Origin of the sequence: Chitinophaga sp. NPDC101104, from assembly GCF_050277495.1 — a bacterium.
In the GTDB taxonomy this organism is placed as follows: Bacteria; Bacteroidota; Bacteroidia; order Chitinophagales; family Chitinophagaceae; genus Chitinophaga.
In genome coordinates, this window is the sequence record NZ_JBNNSF010000002.1 from 217,371 (window position 1) to 233,142 (window position 15,772).

Sequence of the window (15,772 nt, forward strand, 5' to 3'; positions counted from 1 at the left end):
GACATCCCTGTATCACCAACTAAAAAACAATCGCCGTGGATATTGAACAGATCCGAAAAGTCCTGGAGCGGTACACGCAGGGGAAATGCACCGATGAGGAGGCGCGTATCATCGAGCAATGGTTCGCCAGTGTGAACCGGCACCGTTCGGCCATGATACAGGAGGAGTTTTTGCAGGAGCAGCTGGAGGAAGTGAAGATGCGCCTCCAGGACCACGTTGCCACGTCGGAAACGCCCGTGGTGCCGCTCCGCCCGCGGCGCTGGCGCACCTGGGCCATTTCGGGCGCCGCGGCGCTCATGACGGGCGCCATCGCCCTGTCGTTCCTCTATAAACCCGCACCCTCCGCCCGGCCGGAAAACCCGGCGCCGCTGGCGCAGCATCACGCACCGGCCAAAACCAACCGCGTGGTGCGCAATGGTTACGTGGAAATCACCACGGCCAGGGGGGCAACGGAGAAGATCGTGCTGGCAGACGGGTCTACCGTCAACCTCAACGCCGGTTCCCGCCTGCGCTATCCTGTCAGTTTCAGCGGTGCCAACCGCGACATATATCTCGAAGAGGGCGAAGCTTTCTTCAAGGTGGCCGAAGATCCCCGCCATCCGTTCATCGTGCACAGCCGTGGCCTGGCCACCACCGCGCTGGGCACATCCTTCAACATCCGCGCATATTCCCGCGAGCAGCGCATCACCGTTGCGTTGCTGACGGGCAAGGTGAAAGTGGACCACGCAGAGCGCCAGGAAACGGTGATCCTGCTGCCGAGCGAGCAACTCAGCTTCGACTGCCAGTCGTTAGCCGTTGCCAAATCCAACTTCCACCAGGAAGACGATATCGTGGGCTGGAAACACGGCATCCTCAACTTCAGGGACGCTTCCTACAACGAAGTGGCCACGGAACTGGAGAACAGGTATAATGTAACGATGGTGAACGAATCGGGGAATATGGACTGGAACTACTCCGGCTCTTTCAGGGACGAGAGCCTGCAGGAGATTATCGAAACAATTTGTCAAATCAAAAACATCAGCTACGAACTGAAGAACGACACAATTTTCCTTACCCGCAAAAACTAGATGTATGAAAAAATGCCTACACCTTGTGTTGATGGCAGGGCTTGCGATGGCCATCGCACTGGCGGCTCCTTACACCGCCAGTGCTCGTGCCGAGTCGCAGGAACCCCGAAACATCAGTATCACCATCCAGGTCAAGAACAAGAACATGGAGGAGGTGTTTACTGAAATTGCCGCCAAGACAGGTCTCAGTTTCCATTACGACAAATCCGATCTGAACCTGAAGAAGAAGATCAACCTGAACTGCGTGAAGCTGCCTTTGGAAGAGGTGCTCGCCCAGCTCACGGAACAAACCGGACTGAAATTTACGAGAAAAAACAATAAGATCATCGTAAACCTTGAGGCCCCCGCAGGCGGCAGCTCAACGGCCGTTACGGACAAAGCGGGGGATGCCGCCCGCGCGGACAAGGAGATCCGCGGAAAGGTAAAGGACGCCAACGGTAACCCGCTGCCCGGGGTCACCGTTGTGATCAAAGGCACCAACAAAGGCACGCAGACCAACGGCCAGGGAGACTTCTCCCTCTCCGCCAACCCCGGCGATGTGCTCGTTATCCGCTTCCTCGGGTTCACCGCCCAGGAAGTATCCGTGGGCAGCGGCGATACCTATGATGTTGTTTTACAGGAAAATACACGCTCGCTCAACGAAATCGTAGTGACCGCCCTCGGCGTGCAGCGCAAGGCCAAGGAGCTCACCTACGCCACGCAACAGCTCAATAACGACGACCTTTCCCGCGTCAAAGACGCCAACGTCATCAACAGCCTCGCCGGTAAAGCCGCCGGCGTCACCATCAACCGCAGCGCCTCCGGCCTCGGCGGATCTGCCCGCGTGATCATGCGCGGCAACAAATCCACCCGCGAAAACCAGCCGCTGTACGTGATCGACGGGGTGCCCATGGCCAACTATTCCCCCTCGCAGCCCGCAAACGCCTTCGGCCAGTCCAACGATATACAGTCCGGCCCCGGCCGCGACGGTGGCGACGGCATCTCCAACATCAACCCGGACGATATCGAATCCATCAACATCCTCAAAGGCGCCTCCGCCGCCGCCCAATACGGCAGCCAGGCCGCCAACGGCGTTATCGTCATCACCACCAAACGCGGCCGCGCCGGCAGGATGCGCATCGACTTCTCCTCCGATTACAACCTCGAGAAAGTCATGCTCACGCCCGACCTGCAGTTCCGCTACGGTCAAACCAAAACCCCCGACGCCGGCCCGGCCAGCTGGGGAGAAAAAGGACAGTTCGACGATCATCTCGATAAATTCTTCCGCACCGGCGGCGCCTGGACGAACGGGATTTCCGTGAGCGGCGGCAACGAGATCGCGCAGTCCTATTTTTCCTATTCCAACCTGAACAGCAAAGGCGTTATCCCCACCAGCAAGTTCAACCGCCACACCCTCAACTTCCGCGAAACGCTGAAGCTGCTCAAAGACCGCCTCAGCCTCGATGCGAACGTGACCTTCGTTAAGCAAGACGCACGCAACCGGCCTGGCAGCGGTTTGTACTACAACCCGCTCATTCCGGCGTATGTTTTCCCCCGTGGCCAGGACTGGAACTATTACAAAGACAATTTCGAAGTGTTTTCCGTGCAGCGGAACATGATGACGCAGAACTGGTGGAATATCAATACCGATGCAGGGAAAGTCGGGGAAGCGGAAGTCCAGAACCCTTACTGGACGCTGCATCGCAACGTGCGCGACGAAGAGCGCACCCGCGCAATGGCCTCCCTCGCCATCAAATACCAGATCGCAGACTGGCTGTCGGTGCAGGCGCGCGGCAACTTCGACCGGTCGTACGACCAGTTCGAGCTGAAAGCGAATGCCTCTACCGATACGCGTATCGCTGCGGCCCGCGGCCGATATACGCTGGAGCGCGAATTCAATACGCAGATGTACGGCGATCTCATGCTGAACTTCAACAAAGACCTCACCAAAGACCTGAAACTTTCCGGCCTCGTGGGCGGCAGCATTACCGATTACAAACTGCGCGACCGCACCCTCAACGATGCGGGCATCGGGTCGGCCAACGGATTGCTGTATCCCAACATCTTCCAGCTGGCGAACATCGACCCCGCGTCGATCACCGTGCAGCAGGGGCTGGAGCGCAAACAGGTACAGGCCCTCTTCGCCAGCGCCAACCTGGGTTACAAGGATTACCTGTTCCTGGATCTGACGGGGCGCAACGACTGGTCGAGCACCTTCGCGTTCACGCCGACCATGAACAAGGGATATTTCTATTATTCCGCCGGTCTCACGGCCGTGCTGAGCGAGATGTTCAAGCTGGCCGAGCCCATCAGCTTCGCGAAGCTGCGCATTTCGTACGCCAAAGTGGGGAACGACCTGCCGGCCTACATCACGCGGCCTTCCACTTATAGCCTCCGTTTCCTCGGCGGTGCGAAGCAGCTGAGCTTCAATTCGCGGGTGCCTTATCCCGGCGAGTACATCAAGCCGGAAGACAACCGTTCTTTCGAAACCGGTGTGGAAGCGCGCTTTTTCAACGACCGCATCGGTATCGACGTCACCTATTACAATAACAACAACTTCCAGCAGTACATCGAGATCCCCGCGCCGACGGGCTCCGGTTACGCCACCTATTACCTCAACCTCGGGAATATCCGCAACACCGGCGTGGAAGCCATGCTGACGCTCGTTCCCGTGAAGAAGGGCGGTTTCACGTGGACGTCCAACATCAACTTCTCCTCGAACCGCAACAAGGTGGTGTCGCTGTCAGACATCGACCGCGTATCGTCGGCCACCATCTTCCGCCTCACCGAATCCGGCTCCAATATGTATGGTTCCGGTATCCGGGAAGGAGGGCAGTGGGGCGATATTTTCGTGCCCCGCATCCTGAAGCGCGACGGGCAGGGAAGATTGCAGCTGGATGCGGACGGCAAGCTCATGGATACCACGGGCACTTTCTTCGTCGGCAATCCCAACCCGAAATTCAACCTGGGATGGAACAACAAATTCGATTATAAGAATTTCACGCTGACATTCCTGATAGACGGGCGTTTCGGTGGAAAGGTGATGAGCCTGACGCAGGCCATCCTCGACAGCTACGGCGTGAGCGAGGAAAGCGCTAAACTGCGCGACCAGGGCGGGATCCGGCTGGATGCGGTGAACCACGAAGGCAAAGCCGTTCAGCCGTTGTACAATCCTTACCAGTACTATGTGGACGTGGCCGGCCGGGATGGTAACGGAGACGTATATATGTACGATGCCACCAGCATCCGCCTGCGCGAAATTTCGCTCAGCTATAAAATTCCCCTGAAATCGAAAGCCGTGCGCAACCTGACCGTTGGGCTGATCGGCCGCAACCTCGCTTTCCTGAAACGCGATGCGCCCTTCGATCCGGAAGTTTCCGCCGGCGGCGACAACCGCCTGCAGGGGGTAGACGTGTTCGGCATGCCCGCCACCCGTACGTTCGGCGCCAGTGTGAAAGTCGGGTTTTGATTCAACCAATAAAATCAACAGACGATGAAATCATTGCAATACATCTTCAAACGGAAAACGGTACTGGCCGGCGTTGCGGCAGCGATGCTCGCCACCGCCTGCACCAAGAACTTTGAAGATCTCAATACGAACCCCAACGGTATTTCCGAGGAAGAGCTGAAGCAAGACTTCATGCACATCGGCGAACCGCTCGGGCAAATCCAGCGCAGCATTTACGTGTACTCGCCGTCGTGGGTGGTACAGGTGCAGCAAAACCTTATGGGCGACCTGTTTTCGCAATATACCGCGGTGCCCAATCCATTCGGTAACCTGAATAACAACAACAATACCTACAACCTCGTAGACGGCTGGAACGTGGTGCTCTGGGGCTGCGCTTACGGCACCTACGCCAGCTCGCCCGAACAATCGGTGATGCCCGTTTGCCGTTACCTCGAAAAGTTGACGAAGACCGACTATCCGCAGTACTACGCCTGGATGAAAGTCCTGAAAGTGTTTACCATGCACCGGGTGGCCGATGCTTACGGCCCTGTCATCTACACCAAATACGGTGTCATTAACCCAGACGGCAGTGTGGATTACGATTCGCAGAAAGATGCGTATTACGCTTTCTTCGCCGACCTGGACGAGTCGATCAAAATTTTCACCCAATATGTGACCGAAGGGAAGGATATCACTTTCGCCGGATTCGACCTTTCCGATTACGCCGGTAGTTACCGCCTGTGGTGCAAAATGGCCAACACCCTGCGTTTACGCCTGGCGTTGCGGATCAGCAAGATCGACCCCAACAAGGCGAAGGCCGAAGGGGAGCTGGCGCTGAAACATCCGCTGGGACTGCTGGAGAAGGCCGAAGAAACGTTCGTGATCAACACGCGGCCGCTTGAGCACCCGCTGCTGGAGATTTCCAGCGGATGGGGAGACGTGCGCATGTCTGCCGCCATGGAATCGTACCTGACCGGTTTGAAAGATCCCCGGCTCAACGTCTACTTCGAAGAATCGAAAGAGTACCCGGGCCAGTACAAAGGCATCCGCCAGGGCGTGGAAATGACCACGAAAGCGCGTTACGAGAATTTCTCCGCCCTCAGCAAACTGCTTTTCTCCAATAAGAAAATCTTGCTGATGACCGCCGCGGAAGCCTGGTTCCTCAAAGCCGAAGCGGCAATTGAAGGCTGGCAGGGCGCCGGCGACGCGAAAACCAATTACGCGATGGGCGTGAAAACCTCGTTCGACCAGCATGGCATCGCCACGAAGTACGACGATTACATCGCCAATACGACCAACAAACCTGCGCCTTATGTGGACCCGAAGAATGGTGCCAACAGCATTCCCGACGGCGATCCCCTGCTCAGCACCATTACCGTGGCCTGGGAAGATGGCGCTACCAAGGAGCGCAAGCGCGAGCGGATCATCACCCAGAAATGGATCGCCGGGTTCCCGGAAGGGCAGGAGGCCTGGGCGGAATTCCGCCGCACCGGTTACCCGAAGCTTTTCCCCGTGAAGATCAACAACAGCGGTGGAAAGATCCCCAACGGAACGTTCATCCGCCGTGTGAATTTCGTAAGCACGGAGTACGAAACGAACCCGAAGGGCGTGCAGAAGGCAATCAATTTACTAGGTGGCCCCGATAACGGCGGCACCCGCCTCTGGTGGGACAAGCCATAGCAATAAATAGACATAGCTCATCTAAGAATGACCGGCCGGCCCTTTTGGGCCGGCTTTTTTTATGTGCTTAAACGTTTATTAGGCGGGTTTCAGGGGCAAAGAAAGGGCTCCCGCGCCCGGAGGGGCGGTGTGCAGGAAGGTAAGGGAAGGATTGCGTGTTAAGTGAATTTGGGCCTAGAGCGCTTCTTTCAGGCGAAGCTCGTTCTTGTATTCCTTTGGTGTTTTTCCGACGATTTCCTTGAAAAAGCGGTTGAAGTTGGACAGATTCTTGAATCCGCAGCTGTAGGCGATTTCGGCGATAGACCAGTCTTCCTCCGTAAGCCTTTTGCAGGCATGCCCGATGCGCACCTCGTTGAGGAACTGCACGAACGATTTTTTAGTCCGGTTCTTGAAGAAGCGGCAAAATGACTGGGGAGACAGGTTGGTGATGCTGGCAACGTCCTGCAGGGAAATTTCCTTCGAGAAGTTGTTCATAACGTATTTGAACACCTCGTCGATCTTGTGGTTGTCTTTCACATTATAGGCATGTGAATAGCCGGTAGACGCGAGGTAGTAGCAGTCCTTCGTTTCGGACAGCGTTTTGAGGATTTCCAGCAGGGAAATGATGCGCTCCAGGCCTTCTTTACGGGGGAGGGCGAGGATTTCGTCTTTCAGTTTTTCCTGTGTGGGACCGATGATCTTCATGCCGCGCTGGGCACGGTGGAAGAGGTCTGTCAGCGCTTTGGTTTCCGGAAGGCCGTAGAATTTGTCGCCGAAGATGTCTTTGGGAAAATAGATCACGACGGAACGGGCTTTGAGGGACTCGTCGTTGCGATGGTACGCCTCGTCGTTATACCACACATGCGGTATATTCGGACCGAGGAAAACCATATCGCCCACGTCGAAGCTCTCGATGCTATCGCCTACGATCCGCTTCCCCTGGCTTTCGGTTACGTAAACCAGTTCACATTCCGGGTGGAAGTGGAAGGGAGTGTTGAAATAGGGATCGCACCGCTCGATGATGGTGATCTGATTGTCGGCAAAGGCCCCCACTTTGATGAGAATGGGTTTCATGTTTGCTTCCTTATATGATTAATGTCCTGTGAATAAGTCGGCAAGGTTTTTTGCCATTTTAATTTCTATTCTGGCAAATTATGAAAATTAGGTTAAAAAAATACTAGTCTAGTTGATTTTCGCAGAACTTTTTTGTTTTCATGGATTTTCCGTAATTTGTCAATGCTAAATCGTTTGAGCGCATTCGCAACAACCAAATCATGAAGGGGATTTCCATTAAAGATATCGCCAAACAGGCCGGCGTATCGCCTACAACCGTGTCGTTTGTGCTGAACGGCAAAGGCCGGGAAAAAAGGATCAGTGAACAGGTGAGCAAGAAAATCCTGAAACTGGCTGCTAAACTTAAATACAAGCCGAACCAGCTCGCAAGGGGGCTCCGGACGGGCAAAACCAAGACCATAGGGCTTATCGTCGAAGATATCGCCAACCATTTCTTCGCCAACGTTGCTAAAATAGTGGAGGAAGAAGCGGACAAGTTCGGGTATAAGGTTTTGTACGGCAGCACGGAAGATAACCTCAACAAGGCGCGCGGGCTGCTGGAAGTGCTGGAATACAGGCAGGTAGACGGGTATATCATCACGCCCACACCGAACCTGGACAAGGAGATCGAGATACTGAAGAACAGCCGGAAGCCCATGGTGCTGATGGACCGCTATCTCCCGCAGATCCCAACCAACTACGTGATGGTGAACAACTTCCAGGGCGCATACGACGCGGCGGAATACCTCCTTAACCTCGGTTACCGCAAGATCGCTTACGTGACCACCACTTCCGAGCAAATCCAGATGAAGGAGCGCATGAACGGCTTTACGGCCGCCATGAAAGCGCATGGCGCATCCTTCCCCCGGAAAATGGTCAAAAAAATCCCCTTCTCGATCACCAAGGAAGAAGCGGTAGGGCAGATCATGGAATTCATGAAAAGCGTTCCCGGCCTCGACGCCATCTTTTTCGCCACCAACTACCTCGGCGTGTTCGGGATCGAGTCCATCAAAGACCTCGGCTGGAAAATCGGGGAAGATGTGGCGCTCATCAGTTTCGACGATCACGACCTTTTCCGCCTGCACACGCCGGGCATCACCTGTGTGTCGCAACCCATTCACGAGATCGCGCAGCACCTGGTGCAGGTATTGATGAACGAGCTGAACCAGCATCAGCACCAGATCAACCAGGTAGTGTTGCCGGCAACGCTCGTGAAGCGGGAAAGCTGCGGCAAGCGCATGAAGGCGGGTACGGTCTGAATGCTGATATATATAAATTTATTCCGGAAGCGCGGCTGCAGGGCCGCGCTTTTTTTATATAGGCGGTGTTCCCGCAAATTATAGATCCCCTTGTGCTTTTGCGGGGCGGATGCCTTCCGGCTGACGGACGGCCGCAAATTCCGGTCTGGTAACGTTATCGGTGCAACGCCGGTGCAAACGTCGGAGGCCCGCACGGTGACGGCTGGTGTATTTGGCAGTGATGTCAAATTCACGGGCGTTGATGGGATTTTCATAAACATTATGGGAATTTTAACGCTGCGTCAAAAAAAAGTTAATTTTTTATTTTGGAGGTAACGCAACTTTGACTAAGTTGCATCCGTTCGTAATTCGAATGCAAATCTGTGCGTGAAAATGAAAAGTGCCCCCGGGATGCCACAGGTTTTTTTTATTGCCAAAAACGCTAAAACGTTTTATCAATAAGGAAAACAGGGCAAGGGGAGAGGAAGGCTGCACAGGTTTTATTTGAAGCGATCCGCTAAAACGATTTATTAGACATTAACAGTGAACAGGGGATATAAAGCCAATTAACGGAAACCATCACCCTCCATTTATTATCAGCCACCGATTCAACCGTATGTAGACCGGCCTTCCACGCCGGATGGAATTGCATTGCCATGAATGATCGCTATGCCTGGATGCGCATACCCGTTATGACCTCCGCATCGCTTCGTTCAAGACGATAAGGGATATCTATTTTTTAATGTTTTTCATTCAAGTATCACAAATTAAAATCTAAGGAAGCTATGCGAAGAATTCTTCTGCTTGCCACGTTGCTGTTATGCTGCCTCGCCCCGCATGCCTGGGCGCAGCAAAAAAAAGCAGTATCCGGCTCGGTTAAAGATGCCACCGGAACGCCACTCCCAGGCGTCACCATCCTGGAAAAAGGTACTTCCAACGGTACCGTCACCACGGCCGACGGTTCCTTCAAGATCAGCGTAGAACCCTCCGCCACGCTGGTTTTCACCTTCATGGGCTACGCCCAGCAGGAAGTACCCGCCTCCGCATCCTCTTTCAACATCGTACTGAAAGACGACCAGCGCTCGCTCAACGAAGTAGTGGTGACCGCCATGGGCTTCAAGCGCGAACAGCGTAAACTCGGTTACGCAGTGACCGAGCTCAAAGGCGCCGAAATCGCCAAAACGAATTCCATCAACCCGGTTGCCGCCCTCCAGGGTAAAGTAGCCGGCGTAGACATCTCCGGCGCTGCCGGCGGCCCCCAGGCTGCCAGCCGTATCGTGCTCCGCGGCGCCAAATCGCTCAACGGGAAAGACCAGCCGATCTTCGTGATCGACGGTACCATCTTCGAGAACGATGCGTCAGACAATGCCGTGAACTTCGGTAACGTCCTGAAAAACTTCAACCCGGACGATTTCGAGACCGTTACCGTGCTGAAAGGCGCCGCCGCCACAGCGCTCTACGGCTCCCGCGCCATCAACGGCGCTGTGCTCATCACCACCAAGAAAGGCACCTCCCGTAAAGGGATCGGTGTAGACGTGAGCCAGACCGTTCAAATGGAAAGCGTATACAGGACGCCCATCGCCCTGCAAAACAAATACGGCGCCGGCCAGAACCCCTACTTCCGCCAGGAAGCAGGCGGCGTGCAGGCGATCGACTGGGTTGGCGGCTACAGCTACGGCCCTGAAATGCTCGGCCAGAACGTAAAACTGCCCAACGGCGAATTCGCCCCCTTCAGCGCACAACCCAACAACTGGAAAAATACTTACCAGACCGGTAAATATTACAACACCAACGTGGCGGTAGAAGGCGGTAACGAAAACGCGAACTTCCGCGCTTCGTACTCCCATCTGGACAATAACAGCGTAATGCCCAATAATGGCTTCAAACGTGATGTGTTCTCCCTGAAATCGTCCGCTATCGTTTCCAAATACCTCTCCGTTGAAGGCGGCGCATCTTACGCCACTTCCACTTCGCTGAACCCCACCCGCCAGGGTGGCGACTACACCAACGAAAACGTGGGCCGTAAATTCATTTACGTGTTCCCCCGTAACTATAACGTAGACTTCTGGAAATCCCGCTACAAAGTGCCTACCCAGAACGGCCGCGACCTCCTGGACGCGCTCGGCGAATATCCCGGTATCGACTACTGGTGGACGCTGAACGAAGACAGCTGGAAACGCAAGGAAAGCCTTTTCATGGGTAACCTCGCTTTCAACGTCACTGCGACCGACTGGATGAAATTCGTGCTGCGCGGTAACTTCAGCAACGAACAGTTGTCTGACGACCGCCGCCAGCTTGGCTGGGGCCCCAACTTCGGCGGTTCCCGCGGTATGTTCGCCACCGCCGGTCAGAACAAAACGCAGTATACCCTCACGGGTATCGCCATGATCTCCCCGAAAATCCGCAACAAAGACTGGACGGCCAACGTGAACGTAGGCGCAGAAATGTGGAACTCCGGGATCGGCAATAAATGGGATATGAATACCCGCGACGGGCTTCGTACCCCCGGTCTCTACGACATGAAAAACAGCGTGGGAACGGTAAATTCCAACTACTACGCCCTGGGCCGCAAACGCATCAATTCGCTGTTTGCCGCTGCCAGCGTTTCCTACAAGAACGCTTACTTCCTGGACGTGACGGCGCGTAACGACTGGTCCAGCGCACTGACCTATCCCAATGGTTCCGGCGACAATTCCTACCTGTACCCCTCCGTGAGCGCAGCATGGGAATTCACCGAGACTTTCAAGCAAAGCATGCCCTCCTGGGTTACTTATGGTAAACTCCGCGCGAGCTATGCTTATGTGGGCGGCGACCTCGATCCGTTCCTGAACAACACCGGTTATGTGACCGGCTCCATCTGGAACGGTGCCGGCCAGGCCAACCTGCCCATCAACAACATCTTCCAGCCCGACCTGCTGCCGAACCAGAACCTGAAGCCTTCCATGGCCGGTAACTTCGAATTCGGTGCAGACGTTCGTTTCCTGAACAACCGCCTCGGCCTGGACGTTGCCGTTTACCAGGCAGACATTAAAGACCAGATCATCCAGCTAGACGTTCCCTACGAATCCGGTGTGAAACGCAAGATCATCAACGCCGGTCACTTCCGTAACAGGGGTATCGAGGTGGCGATCAACGCCCGCCCCATCGAAGGGAAGAACTTCGGATGGGACCTCACGCTGAACGGTAGCCGCAACATCAACACCATCATTAAACTGGACCCCGCCATCAGCACTTACGAGCTGAGCAGCGACCAGGACGTCCGCGCCATCGCGCAGGTAGGCAAAGCTTATGGTGAACTGGTGACGGACTACGCGTACGTTCGCGATCCCAAAACGGGTCTGCCCATTATCAACAACGGCGGAACTTCCTTCAAACGCGGGTTCGCATCCGTAGGTAATATCACGCCCGATTTCAACCTCGGCCTGAACAATAACTTTACCTACAAGAACTGGAGCCTCGGATTCCTCATCCAGGCGCGCATCGGCGGCGACATCTTCTCCGCTTCGCACCAGTACGGTACCGGCCGCGGTACCCTGGAAAGCACCCTGCCCGGCCGCGACGCTGCCAGCGGTGGTCTTGCCTGGACAGACGCACAGGGCCGCCAGCGTAACGATGGCATGATCCCCGATGGTGTGTTCGAGAACGGCACCAAGCGTACGGTGAACGGAAATGAAGTGGACCTGAGCGGCATGACTTACCGCGACGCATATAACAAAGGATATGTGACCGCCATGAGCCCCTTTAATTATTATTCCATGATCGGCGACTGGGGTATCGGTATCCGCGAGGCTTCCGTGTTCGACGCAACGTATGTGGCGCTCCGTGAAGTTTCCGTTGGCTACAACATGCCTTCTTCCATCACCAGCAAACTGAAACTGAACAAACTCCGTTTGATGCTGGTTGGCCGTAACCTCGGTTACCTGTTCAACAATCTGCCCGACAACATCAATCCCGAAGGCATCCGTAACAACGCCACCTCCGCATTCTCTGAATATGGCGGTACGCCGTTCGTGCGGAATATGGCGTTCACCGTTCAGGTTGGTTTCTAACATCAAAAACGAAAGATTATCATGAAAGCAATGCATAAATTCGGAATGGGTGCGCTGGCACTGGCCACTTTCGCTTCCGCCTGCACCCGCGACTTTGCCGAGATGAACACGAGCCCGGAAATCAGCAAGGACATGAAGCCGGAGCAACTCATCACGCTGACGCAAAAAACGATGGTAGACCGCGATTTCGAGTGGTTCTACGATAACTACTCATACATCATGCCCTGGATGCAGTTCACCGTATCTTACCCGAACGGTAACCCGGCTTCCATTTTCAACCTGGTTTCCAACGTGAACGGGTTTTACTCGGCGTTCTATAACGACTTCGGCCGCAACCTGGCCGATATCCAGCGCCAGGTAAATGCCATGGCGGGGGAAGAAAGGGCCCGTTACGCGCACATCGCCGCTATCGCCACCGTACACAAGGTTTGGGGCGCCTGGCGCACGACAGACGTGAACGGCAGCATGCCTTACTCCGAGGCCATGGGCGCCCGCACCGAGCAGAACTTCACGCCGAAATACGATAACCAGGCCGCACTGTACGCACAGTTCGATGCCGAGCTCAAAGGCGCGATCGCCGCGCTGACTACGCCCGCCGCCGGACAGGTCAGCTTCGGTAATGCCGACGTGTTCTATGGCGGAGACGCTGCGAAATGGGCAAAAGCCGCCAACGTGCTGCGCCTCAAAATCGCCATGCGCCTCCTGGAGCGCGACCAGCAGAAGACCCGTCAGATCGTGGCCGAAGTGCTGGCCAGCCCTGCAGGCCTTTTCGCCGGTAACGCGGAAGAATGGAAATTCATTTCCGGCAATCAGAACTTCGCCCGTGGCGGTAACTGGAATGCACAGGGCTTCGCTACCCGCGGTGGCCAGGCTGTCGTGAATTACCTGTACGATAACGCCGATCCGCGCCTCGGCCTCTTCTTCAAGAAGAACGCCTTTACCCAGTCTGTGTTCAACCGGCTGAAAGCAGGCGGCGCGTTCCCTGCATCCGCCACCTGGAACCCCCGCCAATACGTGGGTGTTCCCGCTTCTCCCGATGCGGCCAAACTGCCCGCCAATGCCAAGCTGTTTGGTGTGAAAAGCTACCAGATCACGGAGAACGGCGCTTCTGTAACCGTTAACTACGATACGCTCTCCACTTACCAGAACCGCCTGTTCGACCTCGGTTCGGATGGCGGTGGAGATGGCCGTTACACGCAGCCGATCGCTTCTTACGCCGAAATGTGCTTCCTGATTTCCGAGCTGGCGGTCCGTGGCTTGTCTACCGAAGATGCGCAGGCCTGGTACGTGAAAGGTGTGAAAGCGTCTATCCGTGCATACGAACAAATGGGCAAAGACGCCAACATCGCGGAATTCGCTGCCATCAACGAAGCGGATATCGATGCTTACCTCGCCAAGCCGAACGTGGCATTCACCGGTACTACCGAAGTGCTGCTCGAGAAAATCGGCATCCAGCAATACCTGAACCACTTCAAGCAACCCTGGGAAGCCTGGGGCAGCTGGAAGCGCCTGGGGTATCCCAAAGTGGGCGGCATCCTGAACCGCGAAGCGTTCGTGGCAGACGGTACCACCCGTGAAACCCCGCGCCGCTGGGCCCTCCCGGTTCCGCAGACGCTCAACCGCCCGAACTATAACGCAGCCGTGCAGGAAATGATCGCCGGCGGCGAATATGGCACCTCGGTGGAAGAGATCACCGGCCGTGTTTGGTGGGATAAAAAATAGCCACAGTTAATATTGATAATAAGGGGCTGGCCATTCTATTTTGGCCGGCCCCTTTTGTTTGTCATGATATACTGTGCTTTTGTTTAATATGTGTGGCCCGCATCAGCTTATCCTGTTGTGCAGCCGGCCTGTCGTTCAACCACCGCTTCAGTCACTTCAGCAACAATACTTTATAATTATAGGTAGGGAAGTGCCCGCATCTTATTCTTTTCTAGTTAGACTTTATGATATTTTTAGAAAGTAATATTAACTTCTGCGATTTTTCTTTAAACAATTGTTATTTATTCCATTTCTTTTTACCTTTAAGTTGATGTTAAGCAAAACTGACCTGTACAAACAAAGGATTTTGAAGGAGCTCTGCTTCGGCAATGCCTTATCTGGCACAGAGATCAGTTCGCGAATAGATAAGAGCATGCCCCTGACGGTCCGCCTGTTGGGTGAACTGGTGAATGAAGGACTTGTGGAGGAAAAGGGATATGCGCCATCCTCCGGCGGCAGGCGGCCACAGATATATGCCCTCAAGCCGGGCAAAATGTATGTGGTATCAGTGGCGATGGACCAGTTGGTGACCCGCATGGCCGTCATCGATATGCAGAATTGTGATATTATCTGCACCGAAAAGATCGGGCTGCCGTTGTCCAAGAACCCGGATGTGCTGGAAGCTTTGGCCAATCAGCTGGACCGGTTCATCGACAATTCAACGATCGCCCGCGATAAAATCGTGGGCATGGGCATCGGGATGCCTGGTTTTGTGGATGTTTCCAAAGGGATCAACTATTCCTTCCTTGAAACCCAAACCAGCATCGTGGAATTTTTGGAGAAGCGGGTTGGGATCCCGGTCCATATAGACAACGACTCCAGTCTGATCGCACTGGCGGAATTCAGGCTGGGCGCGGCCCGGGGCCGGAACGACGTAATGGTCATCAATATTAACTGGGGTATAGGCCTGGGGCTCGTTTTGAATGGCATATTGTTCCGTGGATGCACGGGGTTTGCCGGGGAGTTCAGCCATATCCCGCTTTTCGTCAATAATAAATTGTGCGCCTGCGGCAAAAGCGGCTGCCTGGAAACCGAAGCATCCATGCTGGTGGTCATCGAAAAGGCGGTAGAGGGATTGAAAAAAGGGCGTGTTTCCACCATGGAAGCCTTGCCTGAAGATATTGAGGAAGCCTGCCATGCAATTATCAATGCAGCCATTCAGGGCGATACCTTCGCTGTGGAGCTGCTTTCGGAAGCCGGCTATAACATCGGGAAAGGGATTGCCATCCTGATCCATGTGCTCAACCCCGAATTGATCGTACTGAGCGGCCGGGGGGCTTCGGCGGGCAAACTCTGGCTGGCGCCGGTTCAGCAGGCCATTAACCATTATTGCATACCACGGCTGGCATCCAAATCGGAATTAACGGTATCTGCATTCCATCAACGCGCAGAACTGATCGGTGCAGCGGCGTTGGTCATTGAGAATTTTGACAGGCAACCGGTGAAAAATAAGGTGGACCGCGTGTTGGTATGATCATCCGCGAAAAGCATCAGGCGGGAAGCAGCACACCCGGCGAA

General features: G+C 55.0%; 8 protein-coding genes. 7 read left to right on the plus strand and 1 reads right to left on the minus strand.

The features are described 5' to 3' along the window. Window positions 1–35 precede the first annotated feature (35 nt). The 3 genes from ACQKLP_RS19600 to ACQKLP_RS19610 are packed head-to-tail and all read left to right on the plus strand — an operon-like array spanning window position 36 to window position 6,174. On the plus strand, window positions 36–1,067 hold the full coding sequence (locus ACQKLP_RS19600) for a FecR family protein (protein ID WP_427324599.1): 1,032 nt from the start codon (window positions 36–38) through the stop codon (window positions 1,065–1,067). A gap of 4 nt (window positions 1,068–1,071) precedes the next feature. After that, window positions 1,072–4,515, plus strand: coding sequence for a SusC/RagA family TonB-linked outer membrane protein (locus ACQKLP_RS19605; protein WP_427324600.1), 3,444 nt, complete (start codon window positions 1,072–1,074; stop codon window positions 4,513–4,515). A 24-nt stretch (window positions 4,516–4,539) separates the two neighbouring features. Next, window positions 4,540–6,174 (plus strand): SusD/RagB family nutrient-binding outer membrane lipoprotein, encoded by a 1,635-nt coding sequence (locus ACQKLP_RS19610; RefSeq protein ID WP_427324601.1) that lies wholly within the window; start codon window positions 4,540–4,542, stop codon window positions 6,172–6,174. Window positions 6,175–6,348: 174 nt separating this feature from the next. Here the strand turns inward: ACQKLP_RS19610 and ACQKLP_RS19615 are convergent, their stop codons facing one another. Continuing rightward, window positions 6,349–7,227 (minus strand): AraC family transcriptional regulator, encoded by an 879-nt coding sequence (locus ACQKLP_RS19615; protein ID WP_126246952.1) that lies wholly within the window; start codon window positions 7,225–7,227, stop codon window positions 6,349–6,351. Between the two features lie 200 nt (window positions 7,228–7,427). Between ACQKLP_RS19615 and ACQKLP_RS19620 the strand changes: the two genes are divergently transcribed. The 4 genes from ACQKLP_RS19620 to ACQKLP_RS19635 all read left to right on the plus strand — a co-directional run bounded on the left by ACQKLP_RS19620 (window position 7,428) and on the right by ACQKLP_RS19635 (window position 15,728). Next, window positions 7,428–8,465: a LacI family DNA-binding transcriptional regulator gene (locus ACQKLP_RS19620; protein ID WP_427324602.1), complete on the plus strand. Its 1,038-nt coding sequence runs from the start codon at window positions 7,428–7,430 to the stop codon at window positions 8,463–8,465. Window positions 8,466–9,229: 764 nt separating this feature from the next. Beyond that, complete coding sequence (locus tag ACQKLP_RS19625; RefSeq protein ID WP_427324603.1) at window positions 9,230–12,493, plus strand: SusC/RagA family TonB-linked outer membrane protein; 3,264 nt, start codon at window positions 9,230–9,232, stop codon at window positions 12,491–12,493. A gap of 21 nt (window positions 12,494–12,514) precedes the next feature. After that, window positions 12,515–14,215 (plus strand): SusD/RagB family nutrient-binding outer membrane lipoprotein, encoded by a 1,701-nt coding sequence (locus ACQKLP_RS19630; RefSeq protein WP_427324604.1) that lies wholly within the window; start codon window positions 12,515–12,517, stop codon window positions 14,213–14,215. Window positions 14,216–14,525: 310 nt separating this feature from the next. Then, window positions 14,526–15,728 carry an ROK family protein gene (locus ACQKLP_RS19635; RefSeq protein ID WP_427324605.1) on the plus strand — a complete coding sequence of 401 codons (1,203 nt, stop codon included), beginning with the start codon at window positions 14,526–14,528 and terminating at the stop codon, window positions 15,726–15,728. The last annotated feature ends 44 nt before the right edge of the window (window positions 15,729–15,772 follow it).